We start from the raw sequence: 19508 nt of genomic DNA, 5'->3' as shown, positions 1-19508 counted from the left end.
ACTGTTAGAAGGTGTTTTACCAACTATTTTTGACCATTAGATCGAAATTTCTAAAAGGAGAATAGTCTAAATATGATCCTCTTTTCCTGAGGCGATCTCATACAACAGTTCCCTTGAGCGATGCAGTTGCGCTTTTACAGTTCCCAATGGTTTATCAAGTTCTTGGGCGATTTCTTCATAGGACAATTCATCAAAGTAGCGCAACTCTACCAATTTACGGTATTTGGCGGGAAGTTTGTCCACAAAAATCCTCACCATCTCGATTCTTTGGGATCTGATAAATTCATCTTGGGGATTGTTGTCATCATCTTCCACATCAATAGTCACAGAGTTGCCCCCATCATCAGTCATACTTGTATTGAGACTCATAGTTTTGAGTTTCTTCTTCCTGATAAAATCGATGGTATTGTTTGTGGCTATTCTAAATAGCCAGGTACTGAAAGTATAATCCTTTTTGAACTTATGGAGGTTTTTGAAAGCCTTGGCAAATGCTTCCATCGTCAGGTCCTCGGCATCATCCGTATCCCTGATCATTTTGAGAATCATGAAATAAACGGCTTTTTTATACCGCTTCATCAGCATGGCATAAGCCTGTTGGTCCAACTCAAGGACGGCTTTGTCTATGAGTTCGAAATCCTCTAATGCCTTGCTTGAAAATCCTCTTTCGTTTATTTCCATTTAACTTTTTTTGATAGGTACCCCAATGAACCCAGAATCCAAAAATACCCTATATACATGACATCGAAAACCGGCGCGAACAAAACCTTGATGTTGCCTTCAAGTTTTTTTCTGGAAAGACGGAATAACGAGGTGATTAACATAGACCGGATAATTATTATACCCATTATAACCAAAATTTGTTCCCAATTTTGCTGAATAACTGAAAATATAAGCAATACCAAGCCTGTTATCCAAAACAGAAAATGGGAGAAAGCATACCAACCTACTTTTTGTTTGTTTCCGGTAGTGTAGTATTTGCCTGCATGAAAATGTCTTTTCTTCTGAATAAAATATTCTTCCCAAGTGGATTTGGGTACAGAATAGATAATGCTGTCAGGATCTACCACCACGGCTACATTTGAACTGTTGGCATGTAAGTTTACAAACAGGTCGTCGTCTCCGCATTCGATATCCCAAAGTCCTTTGAATGCTTTTTTGGCCATAAAGAAACTTCTTCTGTAACAGAGGTTTCTCCCAACACCCATAAAAGGGGATTTCCAAAGTGCAAATGAAAAATATTGGATGGCTGTCCACAAGGTTTCAATTTGGATCCATTTGTTGAGTAAGCCGGTTTGGGATTCATATTGTGAAAAACCCAACGCAAAATCTTTTCCCTTTAAACGCACAGGAGCCGTCATTAATTCTATCCATTTGTCAGTTTTGGGTCTGCAGTCTGCATCCGTCAAAAGCAGGACGTCATTTTTTGCCACTTTGATACCTAGGGTCAGCGCATATTTTTTTGAGGTGACATGGTTTGGGGTATAGTTGACTGTTACGGTACGCAGTTTCGGATAAATGGCCATCAATTGTTCAAGGACTTTTTTGGTCCCATCATAGGACCGGTCATTGATGACCATCACGTCAAAGTTGGGATAATCCTGTTGGAAAAGCAGCGGGATGATTTTTTTAAGGTTTGACCGCTCATTATGCGCGGCGATAACCACAGTCACAGGTTCTTTTTCAATGGAAGGTTTTTCGGTTTTCTTTTTATAAAAAAATGCGAATCGACCGAATAGTATCAGCAGATAGAATAATTGTATGGCAAGGCTTACAAAAAAAACGATCCACAAAATTTGTATAAACATCCTCTTGTTATTGTGGGGCAAATATAAAATCAATTTGAGCATTCATTTAAGAATAAGCTTATATTTTTGTGATTCAAAAATGGGAACCTATCCCTAGACGGCATAAAGCTTTGGGGGTAAATTCAAACAGAATGAAATTCAGATTAGAAGCCACAGACCCAAATAGCAAAGCAAGGGCAGGATTACTCAAAACTGACCATGGGGATATAGAAACCCCTATTTTTATGCCTGTGGGTACGGCTGGTTCGGTCAAGGCTGTTCATCAGCGGGAATTAATGTATGACATTAAAGCCCAGATTATCCTGGGAAATACCTATCATCTTTACCTCAGGCCTGGCTTAGATGTACTTCGAAAAGCAGGAGGACTCCACAAATTCAACGGTTGGAATAAGCCGATTTTGACTGATTCGGGAGGATATCAGGTGTTTTCATTGGCGGCAAACAGAAAGCTGACTGAGGAAGGGGCCATATTCAAATCACATATTGACGGATCCAAACATACCTTCACCCCCGAAGGAGTGATGGATATTCAGCGGATCATCGGAGCGGATATCATCATGGCTTTTGACGAATGTCCACCATATCCTTGTGATTATTCTTATGCCCGCAAATCTATGGACCTGACACATAGGTGGCTAAAAAGATGTATCGATAGATTTGATCGTACTGAGGGTGTGTACGGGTATAATCAGACACTTTTCCCGATAATACAGGGAAGTGTCTTCAAAGATTTGAGAAAACAGTCTGCGGAATTTGTTGCTTCCTGCGAACGGGAAGGGAATGCCATCGGAGGTCTATCGGTGGGAGAACCTGTGGAAATGATGTATGAGATGACAGACATGGTCACGGATATTTTGCCAAAAGACAAGCCTAGATACCTCATGGGGGTTGGTACACCTGCCAATATCCTTGAAGGGATAGCCTTGGGCATCGACATGTTTGACTGTGTTATGCCGACAAGAAACGCAAGAAACGGCATGCTTTTCACATCTGAAGGGATCATCAATATCAAAAATGAAAGATGGAAGGAAGATTTCAGTCCCATTGACCCAAATATCAATTCCTACGTTAGTACTTTTTATTCCAAATCATATCTGAGACACCTTGTGATCGGAAAGGAGATTTTGGCTGCACAGATTGCAAGTATCCATAACCTTGCCTTTTATTTATGGCTTGTAGGTCAGGCAAGGGAAAAAATCAAGTCCGGTGAATTTGCAATATGGAAAACAGAAATGGTCGAAAAAGTGAGTAGAAGACTTTAAACATGAAAATTCTCGACAAGCTCATCATCAAAGATTTTCTCAAAACCTATTTCTTTGTGGTTTTGATGCTGATCATGATTGTATTGGTGTTGGACTTCACCGAGAAAAACGATGCTTTTATCCGTAATAAAGTCCCTGCAAAAGATATCCTTGTTTATCTGGGCAACTATGGACTTTACTTGAATAATCTTTTGACCCCGATTACAGTATTTATTTCTGTTATTTTCATTACTTCCAAAATGGCAGGAAGAACTGAGATTGTTGCCATTTTGAGCAGTGGAACAAGTTTCGTGAGGATGCTTTTCCCTTTTCTTTTTTCTGCTTCTATGATCGGAATTGTAAGTTTTCTGATGAATGGATGGATTCTTCCGGGAGCAACTGCGGGTGTTACTGAATTCAAATCGAGGTGGTTGGAGGATGACAAATTTTTTACCCAACAGAATATCCATATCAAAGTGGCTCCTGATGTTTATGCTTATATCTCAAGATATTATACCTCAGGCAATACGGGTTATAATTTTACTTTGGAAGAAATCCGGGAGGGAAAGTTGGTTGCCAAGCTGTCAGCTGACAGGATTGTATGGGATACCGCGATCAATTCTTGGTCAGCCAAAAACTGGAGGATGAGGGTGCTTCACGAAGGTGGAGAGTATTATACTGTAGGCGAATCTTTGGATACTTTGCTTTCTATCACTCCCAATGACTTCGACTTGCCGATCAATCACCATGAGACACTAAAACTTCCGGCATTAAACAGGCAAATTAAGGTACTGGAAGAAAGGGGAGCTGACAATGTCAACTTTTACAAAATTGAAAAATACGTCCGGTTTATGTCGCCATTTGCGGCAGTGATTTTGACGTTTATCGGGGTGATTGTTTCAGCCAAAAAGACTAGGGGCGGATCAGGTTTTCAGATCGCTTTGGGATTCATGTTGGCATTTGTTTACATCATCCTCTTTTTGCTTTCAAGGACTTTTGCAGAAGCGGGGACGGCCTATCCGATTTTAGCAGTCTGGATTCCAAATATAGTTTTTGCGGCTACAGGATTGGTTTTGTATAAAACTGTGCCAAGATAATATGATAGGAAATTCAGGCATTAAGGATTACCTCATGCTTCATTTTATTGTGGCTATTTGGAGCATTACTGCCATTCTTGGAGTTTTGATAAGTATCGCATCGGTAGAGTTGGTGTTTTACAGGACACTTATTGCATCTGCCATGCTTGGCCTGATTTTCCTTTGGAAGAAAACCTCCATCAAGGTTTCCAAATCCGAATTGGTCAAAATTATTGGTACAGGCTTCCTCATTTCTATCCATTGGATTCTGTTTTTCTGGGCGGCAAGGGTTTCTACGGCTTCAGTTTGCTTGGCCGGCATGGCGACAACTTCCCTTTGGACGGCATTTCTCGAGCCTATCATCAACAAAAAAAAGATCAAAGGATTTGAGGTTTTTTTGGGTCTGCTTGTGATATCGGGGATCTATGTGATTTTCAGGTTTGAGTGGGGGTATTGGTTGGGATTGTCTATGGCTATAGGGTCAGCATTGATGGGAGCCTTATTTTCAGTCATCAATGGAAGACTTACCAAAAGGCATGATCCTTATGTACTGACTTTTTATGAAATGTTTGGAGCCTGTGTTTTTGCATTCATGATGCTTCCGGTCTATGCTTTTTTCTTTGCTGAAAATGGACTACAGCTGATCCCTGCACCGATGGATTGGTTGTGGCTGTTGATCTTAAGCGGCATTTGTACAGTATATGCCTTTTCTGTTTCGGTGGAATTGATGCGGAGGATTACAGCCTTTGCGGTTAACCTGACTGTAAATCTTGAACCTGTTTATGGGATTATCCTGGCAGTTTTGATTTTGGGAGAAAAGGAAAAAATGACTTCGGGTTTCTACTATGGGACTTTGATTATCTTGATTTCAGTGCTGATCTATCCGATTTACAATTACATTCTAAAAAGAAGAATGCCAAAGAGAATGTTGGGAACCTAGCCCAAAACGGGGTACAAGTTGGATTTGAAGACAATCCAAAGTCTTTAAATTTTTTCTCAATTTACATTTCCCCTTCAAAAACAAAATATTCCTTGTCCCATTCTTTTGGTTCAGGTTTTTGATCAAATAATCCAAACAATGTAGAACCGGAACCGGACATCGCGGCGTAGTATGCGCCCATATCGTACAAGGATTTTTTGATAGCTGCCAATTCAGGATATTTCGGAAAGATACTTTTCTCAAAATCATTTTGCAGCTCGGTTTTCCAAACAGTTTTATCCTTTAGGATGTGAGCAAGGTCTTTCTCAGGTTTCTTGGGATTTACGCCTGCATAGGCCTCTTTGGTGCCGATATGGATAGGAGGCTTGACTAGCAAAAGATGGTTACTTTTCAGGTCTACTTCGACAGGCTCCATGATTTCGCCTCGGCCTATTGCGATTTTTGGAGTATTGTCGATAAAAAAAGCGCAGTCACTTCCAAGTTGTGCTGCATAGTCTTCCAAAAACCAGTTTTCCAGATGGAGGTCAAAGAGGTTGTTCATCAGCGTCAGCGCAAAAGCTGCATCGGCTGAACCGCCGCCAAGACCCGCGCCCATAGGTATGTTTTTGTGCAGATGAATGTGTACAGGTGGCAGGTCGTTAAAATCCTTTCTAAGGATTTTTAGTGCTTTCAATATCAGGTTGTCTTTTTCCTCACCGGGAATAGCAATCCCGGAAGTGTCAAACACTGTCTTGTTGGCCAATATAATTTCCAAGGCATCATAAAGAGGAACCGGGACCATGCACGTTTCGATGTCGTGGTATCCGTCCTTTCTTTTGGCGGTAATATGTAGACCTAAGTTGATTTTGGCATTTGGAAATGAAATCATGGTAAAATCAGGATGTTTTGAAGAATTCAGTATCAATGATTCAGCTTTGAAATTAGAATTAAAAATTGAAATGGAAGATATGGATTGTTCTTTGAAAAATTTTTGAACCGAATATTTACGAATTCCATCTGTAAATCATCAAAATCAAACAGGTTACATTTTTTATCCTATTGATAGTTGAATAGCAATTATCCATATCCATTGTTGAATTTGATATATGATTATTTTTCTTTTGAAAAAAAACCAAGAAAAATAGCTTTTGGTTAGGGATATGTGAAATCGATACATTCTTTTGATTTGTGAATAAATATGAGTTCAGGATAGGTAAAAGTTTTATAAATGAATAATTTGCAGAATAAAATACTATATTTAAAACTTTTTCATTCATTATAAATATATGTTTACCATAAAAAATGAAATTAAATATTGTATCTCTGGAAATAGAGGTTTAATATTGTAGCACATTAGCCAAGAAAAAAGAACCACACCACATGTTTCAAATAGTCACTCCTCTAAGCTTTATTATTCTCATTTGTAATAAAAACTGAGGCACTGACATATTTGACCTACAACCATACAATGTTAAGTGCCTCAGATGATGGGGCACTTTTTTTATAAACCTATTAAACCAACCTGAAGTAACCATGAGTTTGAAAAAACACAGTTGGGAAATCAGTCAGAATGAAGAACATCCCGCAGGAAAAGCCATGCTATATGCCACGGGAATGTCTGATAAACAGATGAATCAGCCTTTTGTAGGGATAGCTAGTTGTGGCTATGAAAGTAACCCCTGCAATATGCACCTCAATGACTTTGCCGGTCTGATCAAGGAAGCTACAAGAGCTCATGGTCTGACCGGTTTGGTTTTTAATACCATCGGGATTTCTGATGGGATTTCTATGGGAACTTCCGGGATGCGGTATTCATTGGTGTCGAGAGAGATCATTGCCGATTCCATCGAATCATTTATCCTTGGCCATTCTTTTGATGCCTGTGTCGCAGTGGCCGGCTGTGATAAAAACATGCCGGGAGCCATCATGGGGATGCTGAGGATCAACAGACCTTCCATTATGGTTTATGGTGGAACTATTCGTTCCGGAAATTACAAAGGAGAAAAATTGAACATCGTATCTGCCTTTGAAGCCTATGGCAAAAGGGTAAAAGGTGAACTCAGCGATCAGGATTATCAGGGTGTCATTGAAAATGCCTGTCCGGGTGCAGGTGCCTGCGGAGGGATGTATACTGCCAATACTATGTCCTCGGCCATTGAAGCCATGGGCATGTCATTGCCATACAGCTCATCGACACCTGCTACAGCAGATGAAAAAGTCGCAGAGTGCAAGAATATATCCAAATATTTGACCATTCTTTTAGAGAGAGATATCAAGCCAAAAGATATTGTCACCAAGAAAAGTCTTGAAAATGCTGTCAGGGTAGCAGTTGCGCTGGGAGGAAGTACCAATGCGGTATTGCATATCTTGGCCATTGCCAAAACTGCCGGAGTGGACTTTACCTTGGCCGACTTTGAAAGAGTAAATCATGAAACCCCGCTTTTGGGCGATTTCAAACCTTCAGGTAAATTCCTAATGGAAGATTTATTCGAGCAGGGTGGATTACCTGCTTTTATGAAATATTTATTGAATAATGGCATGCTTCATGGCGACTGCATGACTGTGACAGGCAAAACTGTCGCTGAAAATCTTGCAGATATTGACCCTGTTATTCCTTCTATGGTGAATGTCATTCATCCATTGGAAACTCCCTTGAAAGAAACCGGACACCTCTGCATTTTGAAAGGAAATCTTGCTCCTGAAGGGGCTGTTGCCAAAATCACAGGAAAAGAAGGAAAATCATTCACAGGACCTGCCCGTGTTTTTGATTCTGAATTGGAAGCAAATGAAGGGATCAAAAATAAATTGGTAAACAAAGGTGAAGTTATTGTTATCCGCTATATAGGTCCCAAAGGTGGACCGGGAATGCCTGAAATGCTCAAGCCTACATCCATGATTATCGGAGCAGGTTTGGGTTCAGATGTGGCATTGATCACTGACGGAAGATTCTCAGGTGGAACGCACGGATTTGTGGTTGGACATGTGACGCCCGAAGCCTATTCAGGAGGACCTATTGGTCTTCTTCAAAATGGCGATATCATTACCATTGATGCGGATTCATTGACTTTGAGCTGTGCGGTCAGTGATGCTGAAATGGCGGAAAGGAAGAAGAATTGGAAAAATAAGGATTTGAGTGACCTTCAGGGTACACTAAAAAAATATAATAAACTCGTGTCCTCCGCTTCGGAAGGATGTGTGACTGATAAGTAATTTAAAATCATCAAATTCTATGATTAGAGGAGCAGACATCGTAGTGAGATCCTTGATCGCCGAAAATGCAGAATTCATCTTCGGTTATCCCGGTGGAGCAATTATGCCGGTTTATGATGCTTTGTATGATTATAGCGATCAGATCAAGCATGTGCTGACACGTCACGAGCAGGGAGCGATCCATGCCGCTCAGGGTTATGCACGGGTTTCAGGAAAAGTAGGAGTCGTACTTGCAACTTCAGGTCCCGGCGCCACCAACTTGATAACCGGTCTGGCTGATGCTCAAATCGACAGCACCCCTCTAGTCTGCATTACAGGACAGGTAGCTGCCCATCTATTGGGTTCAGATGCTTTTCAGGAGACTGACGTGATCGGTCTATCCATGCCGGGTACCAAATGGAACATTCAGGTCAGAAGGGTGGAGGATATTGCACCTGCCATTGCCAAGGCTTTTCATATTGCCAAAAGTGGGAGGCCGGGACCAGTATTGGTGGACATCACCAAAAATGCACAGGTAGAGTTTGGTGAATTCAATTATGAACCTTGTTTGGGAATCAGATCATATAGGCCATATGTTACAATCAATCCGACAGCCATTGCTGCGGCAGCTCAGCTGATCAATGACGCAAAAAGACCATACGTACTGTATGGACAGGGAGTAATCCTTGCCAACGCCGAAAAGGAGCTGAAAGAGTTTTTGGATAAATCCGGAATCCCCGCTGCTTCCACCTTGCTTGGTTCTGGAGCTATTTCTCAAGATCATCCTTGTTATGTCGGGAAATTAGGCATGCATGGTAACTATGCACCGAATCTTTTGACCAATCAATGCGATGTGTTGATAGCCATCGGAATGAGGTTTGATGACAGGGTTACCGGTGACTTGAAGCGATATGCAAAGCAAGCACAAGTAGTCCATTTGGAATTGGATCCATCGGAGATTGATAAAAATGTGAAATGTGCAGTTCCGGTTTTGGGGGATTGTAAGACCAGTTTACCTTTATTGACCGATGCTGTAAATTCCAATACCCACAGTGAATGGATCCAGAAATTCAGGGAATTGGATAAAGAGGAGAAAGCTGCCGTCATGTCTTACGATTTGGAATCTACCCATGGTGGCTTGCATATGGGAGAAGTCATTCAATTGATCAATCAGTTCAAGGATGAAAACGCCATTCTCGTGACAGACGTTGGTCAGCACCAAATGATCTCCTGGAGATATTATAATTACAAAGAATCCAGAACACAAGTTACCTCAGGAGGCTTGGGAACTATGGGCTTTGCACTTCCTGCAGCCTTGGGGGCACAATTACATGATTACAAAAGACAGGTTATCTGTGTGGTCGGAGATGGCGGGATACAGATGACCATACAGGAATTTGGAACCATCATGCAGACCAAGGCCCCCGTTAAAGTTGTCCTACTTAACAACAATTATCTCGGAATGGTGAGACAGTGGCAGCAACTCTTCTTTGATAAAAGATATTCTTTTACGGAGCTTGAAAATCCTGACTTTGTAAAAATTGCGGAAGCATACAAGCTCAAAGCTGTAAAAGTGACCGAAAGAGAAGAATTGAAAGATGCAGTAGCTCAGATGATTTTACATGAAGGACCATTCTTTCTTGAGGTTGTGGTGGAGAAAGAAGACAATGTTTTCCCGATGATTGCTACTGGTTGTTCGGTAGAAGAGGTAAGATTAAGTTAGGACTGAAATTGAATTTATGAACCGCTACACCATATTAGTATATACAGAAAATTTTATCGGGATTCTAAACCGCATCACGATTATTTTCACAAGAAGGGGAATAAACATTGATGCTTTGACTGCATCAGAGAGCCGCCTTGATGGTATTCATAAAATTACCATTGAGGTCACCGTGACAGATGAGCAAATTATACAGCTTTCCAAGCAAATTGAAAAAGTAGTGGATGTGATCAAGGTGTATTATTTCATGGATGATGAAGTGGTATATCAGGAAATCGCATTGTACAAAATTCCGATCGAGAGTTTGGATCCTGGGCTAGAAAGAGTCATCAGACAATTCAACGCACATATCATTGCTGCTGAAAAAGAATTTGTTGTACTGGAGTTTACAGGTCACAAAGAAGACACACAGGCTTTGCTTGAAATTTTGAAACCATTTAACCTCTTGGAATTTTCCCGTTCGGGAAGGGTAGCTATAGCCAAACCCAAATTTTCCATCACAGAATATTTAAATAATCAAACCTAATTTATCACACTATGAAACTGAAATTCGGATCAGTAGAAGAAAACGTAGTCACCAGAGAGGAATTTCCTTTGGAGAAAGCAAGAGAAGTATTGAAGGATGAAACCATTGCGGTATTGGGATATGGCGTGCAAGGCCCCGGCCAGGCGCTCAACCTGAGAGACAACGGTTTCAATGTCATCGTCGGACAAAGGAAAAACTCCAAAACTTGGGACAAAGCTGTTGCTGATGGCTGGGTACCGGGTGAGACTTTGTTTGAATTGGAAGAAGCTTGCGAAAAAGGCACAATCATTCAGTTCCTTCTTTCTGATGCTGGTCAGATTACACTTTGGCCGACCGTTAAAAAATACCTTACTCCTGGAAAAGCCCTTTATTTTTCCCATGGTTTTGGGATCACTTACAAGGAAAAAACAGGCATTATTCCCCCTGCTGATGTAGATGTAATCTTGGTTGCTCCAAAAGGATCAGGTACCTCTTTAAGAAGGATGTTTGTCGAAGGCAGAGGCTTGAATTCTTCTTATGCTATCTTCCAAGATGGAACAGGCAGAGCAAAAGATAGGGTAATTGCTCTTGGAATCGGAGTTGGTTCAGGATACTTGTTCGAAACAGATTTCTACAGAGAAGTGACTTCCGATCTTACCGGAGAAAGAGGTACTTTGATGGGTGCGATTCAGGGGATTTTTGCTGCTCAATACGAAGTGTTGAGAGCAAATGGACATACGCCATCTGAAGCATTCAACGAAACAGTGGAAGAATTGACTCAAAGCTTGATGCCATTGGTAGCCGAAAACGGAATGGATTGGATGTATGCCAATTGCTCCACAACTGCCCAAAGAGGTGCTTTGGATTGGTGGAAACCTTTCAGAGATGCCACCAAGCCTGTTTTTGAGGAATTGTATAACAGTGTAAAATCAGGAAAAGAAGCCCAAAAATCAATTGACTCTAACAGCAAGCCTGATTACAGAGAAAAATTGGAAGTTGAATTGAAAGAATTGAGAGATTCTGAAATGTGGCAAGCAGGCGCTACTGTCAGAAAATTGAGACCAGAAAATAACTGAGATAATTATGAGTGAAAAGCTATGGATATTTGATACTACCCTCCGGGATGGAGAGCAGGTACCGGGATGTCAGTTAAACTCCCAGGAAAAGATAGTGGTGGCGAAAGCTTTAGAAGAACTTGGAGTTGATATCATCGAGGCAGGATTTCCAATTTCCAGTCCAGGCGATTTCAATTCGGTAGTAGAAATTTCCAAAGCTGTATCTAATCCTATCATCTGCGCCCTTTCAAGGGCAGTGGAGAAAGACATAGAAGTCGCTGCCGATGCTTTGAAGTATGCCAAAAAAGGAAGAATCCATACAGGCATCGGAGTGTCCCCTTACCATATTCAATTCAAGCTGAGATCCACTCCTGAAAACATCATCGAAAGAGGTATAAGGGCGGTGAAATATGCAAAAAGCTTCGTCGAGGATGTTGAATTCTACGCTGAGGATGCAGGAAGGGCTGAGTTGCCATTCCTAGCAAAAATCATCGAAGCAGTGATCAAAGCCGGCGCAACGGTAGTTAATATCCCGGATACTACCGGTTATTGTCTTCCTGAGCAATACGGCGCGATCATCCGCTACCTGAAGGAAAACGTATCGAATATCGACAAAGCGATTATTGCAACACATTGCCACAATGATTTGGGGATGGCCACTGCTAATACCATAGCAGGGGTACAAAACGGCGCAAGACAAGCAGAACTTACGATCAACGGCATTGGGGAGCGTGCAGGAAACACCTCTTTGGAAGAAGTGGTCATGGCGATCAAATGCCACCATGCCATTCCGGTCCATACTAATATCAAGACCGAATTGATCTATGGGACAAGCAGGTTGATCTCAAAGTTGATGAACATGCCGGTGCAGCCCAACAAAGCGATAGTAGGAAGAAATGCATTTGCCCATTCCTCTGGCATCCACCAAGATGGCGTCCTCAAGCACAGAGAAAATTACGAGATCATCGACCCAAAAGAAGTTGGCGTTCATGAATCTACTATCGTCCTGACTGCGAGAAGCGGTAGGGCTGCACTCAAGTACCATTTGGATGCTTTGGGCGTAGAACTTGAAGGTGAACCGCTGCGTGAGGTATATGAGGAATTTTTGATTTTGGCTGATTCTAAAAGAGATATCGGAACAAAGGATCTGCTTTCCCTTGTTGGGAAGTTTATGGACGGTTCCTCCTTTATTGAACTTGGGAAAGTAAGCTACCAGTCAAACGGTGAAATCAAAGCCCATGTGGAACTGAAGGTTGGGGAGAAAAATTTTGAGGCAGACTCAACCGGCAACGGTCCTGTAGATGCGGTTTTGAAGGCAATTGAATCCATTGTCAAACCACAGATTGAGCTGGAGGAATTCCTCATCCAAGCGATAACCCATGGAAGTGATGATGTTGCCAAAGTACACATGAGGATTATTCAGGGTGACAGACCTTATTATGGTTTTGCATCCAATACAGATATCGTATTGGCTTCAGCACAGGCATTTGTGGATGCCCTGAACAAAATACCTGTCAAAGACAAAGTGATTGTAGCGTAAGTTAAGATGGAAAAAAATACATTATTCGATAAAATCTGGGATTCACATGTGGTGCGTTCCGTACCCAATGGTCCTGATGTCTTCTTCATTGATAAGCATTTTATCCATGAAGTGACAAGCCCGGTAGCATTTCTGAATCTGGAAAAAAGAGGCATTGGTGTTCTTCATCCCGACAGGACAGTCGGCACGCCAGACCACAATGTACCTACTGTCGATCAGGACAAAACCATCAAGGACAAGCTTTCCCGTATGCAGGTTGAAAAACTGAGGGAAAACTGTAAAAAGTATGGCATAGAACTGTATGATTTGGGATCAGATCACCATGGTATTGTCCATGTGATTGGTCCGGAGTTGGGCATCACCCAACCGGGCATGACCATAGTCTGTGGCGACAGCCATACCTCAACCCATGGTGCTTTTGGGGCGATTGCATTTGGAATCGGAACCTCTGAAGTGGAAATGGTTTTGGCGACACAATGCATCATGCAGACCAAGGCTAAAAAAATGCGGATAACTGTAGATGGTGAATTAGGGGCCGGAGTGACTTCCAAGGACATCATTCTCTATATCATTGCCAAGATTTCGGCTGCAGGGGCAACAGGGTACTTTGTGGAATATGCAGGTTCGGCTATCCGAAGCTTGAGCATGGAAGCAAGGATGACCATCTGCAACATGAGTATCGAAATGGGTGCCCGTGGAGGTTTGATAGCTCCTGACGAAACCACATTTGCCTACCTCAAGGGAAAACAGTATGCACCAAAAGGTGAAGCGTGGGACAAAGCTGTAGCTTATTGGAAAACGCTGAAAACAGACGAAGGTGCTGTTTTTGACAAAGAATATACTTTTGATGGCACTGATATCGAGCCGATGATAACCTACGGTACCAATCCTGGTATGGGTATCAAAATCAAAGGCAACATCCCGACAACCGAAGGAATGGAAGGAAGCAATAAAATCTCCTATCTCAAATCTTTGGAATATATGGGTTTTGCCCCAGGTGAACCAATCAAAGGGAAAAAGGTGGATTATGTATTCGTAGGAAGCTGTACGAATGGCAGGATCGAAGACATCCGCTCGGTAGCTGCTTTTGTCAAAGGAAAACACAAGGCGGATAATATCACCGCTTGGATTGTTCCAGGATCAAGAGAAGTAGAGAAAATGGCGCATGAAGAAGGTTTGGTAAAAATATTGGAAGATGCCGGTTTCGAATTGAGACAACCGGGCTGTTCAGCCTGTCTTGCCATGAATGACGACAAAATTCCTTCAGGTAAATATGCCGTGTCTACTTCCAACAGGAATTTTGAAGGAAGACAAGGTCCAGGTGCAAGAACACTTTTGGCCAGTCCACTTACGGTCGCAGCTGTAGCCGTAACAGGCGTAATCGCAGATCCAAGGGAAGTATTTTAATCAAAAAGAAAGAAAAAATGGCTTACGATAAATTCAATATACTTACCAGCACAGTTGTTCCTTTACCTGCCGAAAACGTCGACACGGACCAAATCATTCCGGCCCGCTTTCTAAAAGCTACCGAAAGGGAAGGTTTCGGAGACAACCTGTTCAGGGATTGGAGATATGATGTAGAAGGAAATCCCAAAAAGGATTTTGTGCTCAACGATCCAACGTACTCAGGAAAAATTCTCCTTTCAGGAAAAAATTTCGGTTCAGGTTCCAGCCGTGAACATGCGGTTTGGGCAATCTATGATTATGGATTCAGGGCAGTTGTTTCAAGTTTCTTTGCTGATATTTTCAAAAATAACTGTCTGAATATCGGTGTTTTGCCGGTGACCATCAGTCCCGAATTTGCAGAGGTTTTGTTTAAAGCTGTTGAAGCTGATCCAAAGACAGAAGTTGAAATAGATATCGACAAACAAAAAATCACACTGCTAAGTACAGGAGAATCTGAATCTTTTGACATCAATTCCTACAAAAAGGAAAACATGAAAAACGGTTTTGACGATATTGATTATCTCTTGAATATCAAGGATGAAATTGCTGCTTTCGCCGAAAACAGGTAAGCGGATTCTAATCATCCTTCTTAAACATTAAAACCAGCAGCACGCATTTGTAAACTTTGTGCCAAACTCCAAAAAATGGGTCATCACAGGAAAATAGAAATCATGGATACCACTCTGAGGGATGGAGAACAGACCTCGGGAGTTTCCTTTCTACCTTCAGAAAAACTTCAGATAGCCAAACTGCTATTGGATGAAATGAAGGTGGATAGGATCGAAGTGGCTTCTGCCCGGGTTTCTGAAGGGGAAATGGAAGGGGTGAAAAGGATTACTCAATGGGCTGCCGAAAAAGGATATCTGGATAGGGTAGAAGTGTTGGGTTTTGTCGACACCCCCGATTCTATCAATTGGATAAAGGAAGCCGGAGGGAAGGTTCTTAACCTTTTGACCAAAGGCTCTCTCAATCACCTGACCCATCAGCTTCGGAAAACCCCGGAGCAACATTTCAAGGATATTGAAAGAAGCGTGCTCTATGCCCGTGAAAATGGTATTTCGGTCAATGTTTACTTGGAAGATTGGTCCAATGGCATGAGAAATTCCATGAATTACACCATGGATTTGATTGGTGTATTGGTACAGCTTCAGGTAAGGAGAATTATGCTTCCCGATACTTTGGGACTGCTCAATCCCAGAGAAGTGTCCCATTTTCTCAAGCTGATTACGAGTGAATATCCCGACACCCATTTTGATTTTCACGCACACAATGACTATGATTTGTCAGTAGCCAATGTGCTCGAGGCAATTTATAACGGCGTTGGTGGTATCCACACCACGGTTAATGGATTGGGAGAAAGGGCCGGAAATGCGCCATTAGAATCAGTAATTGCGGTTTTGAAGGACTTTACAGACTTTAAGCTGAACGTCAAAGAAAACAAAATCTATCGCGTCAGCAAGTTGGTAGAGCAATTTTCCGGTCAGCACATCCCTGCCAACAAACCGGTAGTAGGTGAAAATGTATTTACCCAAACTGCCGGAATCCATGCCGATGGGGACAATAAGAAAAATCTTTATTTCAATGATTTGCTTCCCGAGCGATTTGGCCGTCAAAGAAAATATGCTTTGGGCAAGACATCAGGAAAAGCCAATATTGTCAAAAACCTGCAGGAATTGGGAATCTCGCTTGAACCTGACGAACTGACAAAAGTTACCCAAAGGATCATTGAATTGGGGGACAAGAAAGAACGTGTGACTACAGAAGATTTGCCTTATATCATTTCTGATGTGTTGCAGAACAATTCCATCTCCCATGATATATTCATTGAAGGCTATAACCTCAGCCATTCTAAGGGCTTGAGACCCACTGTGCAATTGAAGATCAACATCAATGGCGAAAGCTATGAAGAAGGGTCTTCAGGGGATGGTCAATACGATGCTTTCATGAAGGCATTGAAAAAGATTTACAAATCCTTGAATAAAGAATTGCCGGTTTTGACCAATTATAGTGTGACCATTCCTCCAGGAGGAAAGACTGATGCTTTTGTGGAAACAGTCATCACCTGGGATTTTGGAAGGATATTCAAGACCAAAGGATTGGACAGCGATCAGACAGTGGCTGCATTGAAGGCTACTGAAAAAATGCTGAACATCATTGAAAAAATAAAAAAAACAGAGCCGGGAATCGGAACTCACCCGGACGAAAACCCTGAACTTGATAAAAAGAATTTCTATGGAAATGAATATAGCGCTATTGCCGGGTGACGGCATAGGCCCGGAGGTAATTGCACAGGCAGTCAAAGTTGTAAAAGCTGTAGCTAAGAAATTTGGTCACACCATCCATTTTGAGGAAGCGCCCGTAGGGGCTGCTGCGATTGACCTTACAGGTAATCCTTATCCGGATGAGACGCATGAAGTATGTTTGAGAGCGGATGCTGTACTTTTCGGAGCTATAGGAGATCCCAAATATGACAATGATCCCAAAGCCAAAGTTAGACCTGAACAGGGATTATTGGCAATGAGAAAGAAATTGGGATTGTTTGCCAATGTCCGGCCGACCTTTACTTTCCCTTCTTTGGTACATAAATCTCCTTTGAAATTGGATAGGATCGAAGGAGTGGATTTGGTTTTCTTTAGGGAGTTGACCGGAGGGATATATTTTGGTGAACCAAGAGGAAGAAACGAGCAGGGCACCAAAGCATTTGACACCAATGTTTATTCCAAGGAAGAAATCACGAGGTTGGCAAGAATGGGATTTGAAGCAGCCCAAAAGAGAAGGAAATTATTGACATGTGTGGACAAAGCCAATGTCTTGGCTACTTCCAGACTTTGGAGGGAAACAGTGCAGGAATTGGCTCCGGAATATCCTGACGTCAAAGTGGAATATGAATTTGTAGATGCTGTCGCCATGCGTTTGATCCAATGGCCAAAAGCATATGATGTGTTGATCACTGAAAACCTATTTGGAGATATCCTGACAGACGAAGCCTCAGTGATTTCAGGTTCTATGGGTTTGATGCCTTCTGCCTCCTTGGGTACCGACAACAAGCTTTTCGAACCTATACACGGTTCTTATCCGCAAGCTGCAGGTAAAGACATCGCAAATCCATTGGGCACGATACTTTCGGCAGCGATGATGTTTGAGTATGCATTTGATCTTAGGGAAGAAGCAAAGGCCATCTCTGATATTGTAAACAGGTCCTTGGCTGAAGGAATCGTAACAGAGGATATCGCCGAAGGCGGAAAAGCGTATAAGACCTCTGAAGTAGGGGATTGGCTGGCAGCCAATATTTGATCAATCGACGTCCTGAAAAAATAGAAAGACAAAGCCGTTGGGAACTCCCAACGGCTTTGTCTTAATTGGTGACTTTTGCCTAGAATAACTACTTTTCTTCAGGGCATTCCACCTCTATTAGTTCTTCTGTTTGCCATTCAACATCCAAATGGACACCGTAGAAGGCACTTTGAGGTACCATGATTGAGAGTGAATTCCCTTTATATGTCGTAAATAGTCCCGGAGAAGGATTTCCTGATGGAGCAGAAGGATAACCCTGGATTTTGACAGCTTCATTTCCTGCCTTAAGTCTCCATCCTTCATTCAAAGTAATCGTGATTGTAACCATTCCTCCACTAGCGGCGGAGAAAGCCACGGTACCGGCATTCTTGGTCTGCCCAGCAAACAAGGTTACTGATTTGGCGCTTCCTGAATAAGCAGTATAAGTAGCCCAGTTACCTCGATTGATATACCTTAAAGTTCCAGAAGTATTTCCATTTGCTGCCCAGGCAGTCTCACCTTTCCAAACGAAATCATAGCAAGGTTCCTCACATTCATTGAGCGTAAGCATAACCGCTGTCCTTTCACTGGCACATTTTGTCTCATCATCCACAGCTTCAGCATAATAAGTCACTGTTTGAACACCACCTATTGATTCATCATAAGTTAAGGAAGGATCATCAACTATATTTCCATCTTTATCGTACCAAACGATGGTGATTCCTTCGGGAACATCTATAACAGTAGCAGTAAGTATATCATCACAGTCCCCTTCTTGATCTCCGCCTGATATCGGTGCAGCAGGCAAAGGATGGATAGTCAACACGGCGCCTTCAGACATATTACTTGAACAACCGTTTACAAAAGCTGCATAATAAGTTTTTGAACCCACTTCATCCAATTTTGGATCTTCAACTGGTACAAATTCTTCACTTTCATTTTTTTCATACCATTGTAGTGTATATCCCTCAGGAATAGAACCATCCAATGATGCTCTCAGTACCAGGCCTTCTTCATCACATGACTCACCACCTTTCACTATTGGTGCATCAGGTTTTTTCTCCAAAGTGTAGCAAAAACGAAGGTTACTTAAATCAGCAGGGCCACCACTGGAATTGGTTGGAGAAGCCAATCCAGAATCACTTCTAATATCTCCTTCATAGAAATATACGTTGGCATTTGCACCACCCTTTACAACAGCAGCAAGGTATTTCACGCAGTATCCGTCGGGAACTTCAATGCTCCAAGAAACAAAAGTGCCATCTGTATTGGCTGTTATTGCACCAAATGTGGCAGTATTGTTTGTGAATGGAGTATCTATTTGGCCAAACGAATTTTCAAAAGAACCGATTCCGTATGCGGTTGCGACTTGACCACAATCTACGTTTCCATCGCCAATTATATAAGGAGTAATTCCAACTTGGGATTCTGGCGTAGAAGCAGTTCCTGTTGAAGGAATCCTCGCATTCTCCAATCCATTTCCATAAGGATTCAATTTAAAAGCAGAAAGTTCTTCACTGCTTACCTTACTAACATCGTCAGGCACAGGGTCCTCAAACTGTGAACAAGCCACCATAAAGGCGACTAGGGCTAGCATCCAAACCTTGTTTAGATGGCTGTAAAAAGATAATTTTTTCATAATGATTTTGGGTTTTTTTATTGTTATTCTAATTTATAGAAATTTAAAAATACCTCAAAATTGAATTTCAATAACAGATATATGATTTTTATCATAC

The 19508-nt window shown here is 41.9% G+C and carries 16 protein-coding genes; 12 read left to right on the top strand and 4 right to left on the bottom strand.

What is annotated here, in order from left to right:
* Positions 1-66: 66 nt before the first annotated feature.
* Together NU887_RS19325 and NU887_RS19320 are read right to left on the bottom strand one after the other, a co-directional pair.
* Positions 67-678: an RNA polymerase sigma factor gene (locus tag NU887_RS19325; RefSeq protein WP_258425034.1), complete on the bottom strand. Its 612-nt coding sequence runs from the start codon at positions 676-678 to the stop codon at positions 67-69.
* Complete coding sequence (locus NU887_RS19320; RefSeq protein WP_258425033.1) at positions 669-1805, bottom strand: glycosyltransferase; 1137 nt, start codon at positions 1803-1805, stop codon at positions 669-671. The genes NU887_RS19325 and NU887_RS19320 overlap by 10 nt, the downstream gene beginning before the upstream one ends.
* Before the next feature lie 131 nt (positions 1806-1936).
* On the opposite strand from NU887_RS19320, the gene tgt reads away from it, so the two are divergent.
* The 3 genes from tgt to NU887_RS19305 are packed head-to-tail and all read left to right on the top strand — an operon-like array spanning position 1937 to position 5062.
* The gene (gene tgt, locus NU887_RS19315) at positions 1937-3067 is read left to right on the top strand and encodes a tRNA guanosine(34) transglycosylase Tgt (RefSeq protein ID WP_258425032.1); all 1131 of its coding nucleotides are present in this window, start codon (positions 1937-1939) and stop codon (positions 3065-3067) included.
* A gap of 2 nt (positions 3068-3069) precedes the next feature.
* Positions 3070-4143, top strand: a complete 1074-nt coding sequence (locus tag NU887_RS19310) for an LptF/LptG family permease (RefSeq protein ID WP_258425031.1) — start codon at positions 3070-3072, stop codon at positions 4141-4143.
* A gap of 1 nt (position 4144) precedes the next feature.
* Positions 4145-5062, top strand: a complete 918-nt coding sequence (locus NU887_RS19305) for a DMT family transporter (RefSeq protein WP_258425030.1) — start codon at positions 4145-4147, stop codon at positions 5060-5062.
* Between the two features lie 61 nt (positions 5063-5123).
* Here the strand turns inward: NU887_RS19305 and ispE are convergent, their stop codons facing one another.
* Entirely contained in the window at positions 5124-5930 is an 807-nt protein-coding gene (gene ispE / locus NU887_RS19300) for a 4-(cytidine 5'-diphospho)-2-C-methyl-D-erythritol kinase (RefSeq protein WP_258425029.1), read from the bottom strand.
* A 644-nt stretch (positions 5931-6574) separates the two neighbouring features.
* Here ispE and ilvD point away from each other — a divergent pair.
* The 9 genes from ilvD (at position 6575) to leuB (ending at position 17793) form a co-directional block, all read left to right on the top strand.
* A complete protein-coding gene (ilvD, locus tag NU887_RS19295) occupies positions 6575-8251 on the top strand; it encodes a dihydroxy-acid dehydratase (RefSeq protein ID WP_258425028.1) in 1677 nt (558 codons plus the stop codon).
* A 19-nt stretch (positions 8252-8270) separates the two neighbouring features.
* A complete protein-coding gene (gene ilvB, locus NU887_RS19290) occupies positions 8271-9953 on the top strand; it encodes a biosynthetic-type acetolactate synthase large subunit (RefSeq protein ID WP_258425027.1) in 1683 nt (560 codons plus the stop codon).
* 16 nt (positions 9954-9969) lie between these two features.
* Positions 9970-10479, top strand: coding sequence for an acetolactate synthase small subunit (gene ilvN / locus NU887_RS19285; RefSeq protein WP_258425026.1), 510 nt, complete (start codon positions 9970-9972; stop codon positions 10477-10479).
* 11 nt (positions 10480-10490) lie between these two features.
* Positions 10491-11534, top strand: a complete 1044-nt coding sequence (gene ilvC / locus NU887_RS19280; protein WP_258425025.1) for a ketol-acid reductoisomerase — start codon at positions 10491-10493, stop codon at positions 11532-11534.
* Positions 11535-11541: 7 nt separating this feature from the next.
* Positions 11542-13053, top strand: a complete 1512-nt coding sequence (locus NU887_RS19275) for a 2-isopropylmalate synthase (protein WP_258425024.1) — start codon at positions 11542-11544, stop codon at positions 13051-13053.
* Between the two features lie 6 nt (positions 13054-13059).
* A complete protein-coding gene (leuC, locus tag NU887_RS19270) occupies positions 13060-14460 on the top strand; it encodes a 3-isopropylmalate dehydratase large subunit (protein WP_258425023.1) in 1401 nt (466 codons plus the stop codon).
* Between the two features lie 17 nt (positions 14461-14477).
* Positions 14478-15068 carry a 3-isopropylmalate dehydratase small subunit gene (leuD, locus tag NU887_RS19265; protein WP_258425022.1) on the top strand — a complete coding sequence of 197 codons (591 nt, stop codon included), beginning with the start codon at positions 14478-14480 and terminating at the stop codon, positions 15066-15068.
* 75 nt (positions 15069-15143) lie between these two features.
* Positions 15144-16763 carry an alpha-isopropylmalate synthase regulatory domain-containing protein gene (locus tag NU887_RS19260; protein ID WP_258425021.1) on the top strand — a complete coding sequence of 540 codons (1620 nt, stop codon included), beginning with the start codon at positions 15144-15146 and terminating at the stop codon, positions 16761-16763.
* On the top strand, positions 16732-17793 hold the full coding sequence (gene leuB, locus NU887_RS19255; RefSeq protein WP_258425020.1) for a 3-isopropylmalate dehydrogenase: 1062 nt from the start codon (positions 16732-16734) through the stop codon (positions 17791-17793). The genes NU887_RS19260 and leuB overlap by 32 nt, the downstream gene beginning before the upstream one ends.
* Before the next feature lie 88 nt (positions 17794-17881).
* Here the strand turns inward: leuB and NU887_RS19250 are convergent, their stop codons facing one another.
* Positions 17882-19411: a hypothetical protein gene (locus tag NU887_RS19250; protein ID WP_258425019.1), complete on the bottom strand. Its 1530-nt coding sequence runs from the start codon at positions 19409-19411 to the stop codon at positions 17882-17884.
* Between the last annotated feature and the right edge of the window lie 97 nt (positions 19412-19508).

The organism is Aquiflexum gelatinilyticum, from assembly GCF_024741135.1.
Classification (GTDB): domain Bacteria; phylum Bacteroidota; class Bacteroidia; order Cytophagales; family Cyclobacteriaceae; genus Cognataquiflexum; species Cognataquiflexum gelatinilyticum.
This window is presented reverse-complemented; position numbering and strand designations above follow the sequence as displayed.